This window comes from Halonotius pteroides, assembly GCF_003605635.1.
Lineage (GTDB): Archaea > Halobacteriota > Halobacteria > Halobacteriales > Haloferacaceae > Halonotius > Halonotius pteroides.
The window spans coordinates 1-1,115 of record NZ_QMDW01000090.1 but is presented as its reverse complement, the minus strand read 5'-3'; the positions used below and the strand labels follow the sequence as shown (position 1 = coordinate 1,115).

General features: G+C 67.9%; 2 protein-coding genes. Both read right to left on the bottom strand.

Translation table 11 applies throughout. The features are described 5' to 3' along the window. The coding region (locus tag DP106_RS15255) for a TIGR01548 family HAD-type hydrolase (protein WP_120086640.1) at nucleotides 1-802 on the bottom strand (802 nt) is incomplete at its 3' end. A gap of 22 nt (nucleotides 803-824) precedes the next feature. Then, nucleotides 825-1,115, bottom strand: a 291-nt coding sequence (locus DP106_RS15250; protein WP_120086638.1) for a UPF0146 family protein, incomplete at its 5' end; no start/stop codon positions are given.

The following is a 1,115-nucleotide window of genomic DNA, read 5'->3' as shown; positions in this document are numbered from 1 at the left end:
TTCGGCGCCCCTCTTCGCCGGAGAGCCCGCCGGTGAGGACGCCGACACCGCGGTGCGTCCGGGAGGAATCCGCCTCGTTCGCGTTTGTGACCGTCCGGATGTCGTCGAGCGTGTCGCCGACGAACACCGGACGGTCGGCGTCGAGGCGATCCGAGAGCGTGAGGAGCGCGCCGGGATCGGGTTTGCCGGCCTCCCAGTCGTCCATCGTGAAGCGGTGTGCCTCCGGAATGTCGAGGCCGACGCGGTCGAGAGCGATGTCGGCTTCGGCGGCCGGACGCCCCGTGATGACGCCGAGGGGCCACGCCTCGAGTCGTCCGCGGGTGTCCGAGTCGAGCAATACGGGTTCGTCGTCGATGAATCCCGGTCGGTCGAGGTCGGGGTCCGGCTCGCCGCCCTCGAGGCGGCGATAGAGCTCACCGCCGAGATAGAGTTGCTGGAAGACGTCCCGGAGCCGACCGCAGTCCCACTCGGCGAGGACCTGCTCGCGGGCGGCCGGGTCGAGTTCGTCGGCGATAGCGGTCTCGGCGGCCGTCGGCCCGCCCCCGGAGGCGGCGATCAGGCCCGTGTAGGTCCCGATGCTCAACTCGGGGTTCTCCCGGCGGGCGAGGACGTACAACGCGGCGGCGTACGTCAGCTCCCAGTCGTTGTTGAACCCGCCGGCGTCCTTGAACAGCTGGATGTGGTCGTACTCGATGGTGTCACCGTAGACGTACTCGATGGATTCGACGATAGCACGCCGATAGGAGTCGGCGACGTCGACCAATACGCCATCGACATCGAGGATGACTGCGTCGACGTTCATACTGTGGATGCAAGCGGTGTGTTCATGTGTTGAGTCGAAACAACGTGTCGTGCGAAAGGGCTTCCGGAGCGGCGTCGACGACCGTCGGGTCGCCGCCGAGAGTTGTGAACAGACAGTCCGTGCCGACCGCCTCGGCGACGTCGGCGAGGGGACGTTGCAGTTCCGGTGGACAGTTCAGCGCGTACACCGCGTCGGCCCCCCGATAGACCGACAGGTCGGGGTCGGTCACGTCGTCGCGGACGAACCGGACGGCCCCGGGAACGGATCGTTCGTGGACGTCGGTCGCGACGACGCGACAGTCCCGTCCGCCCGT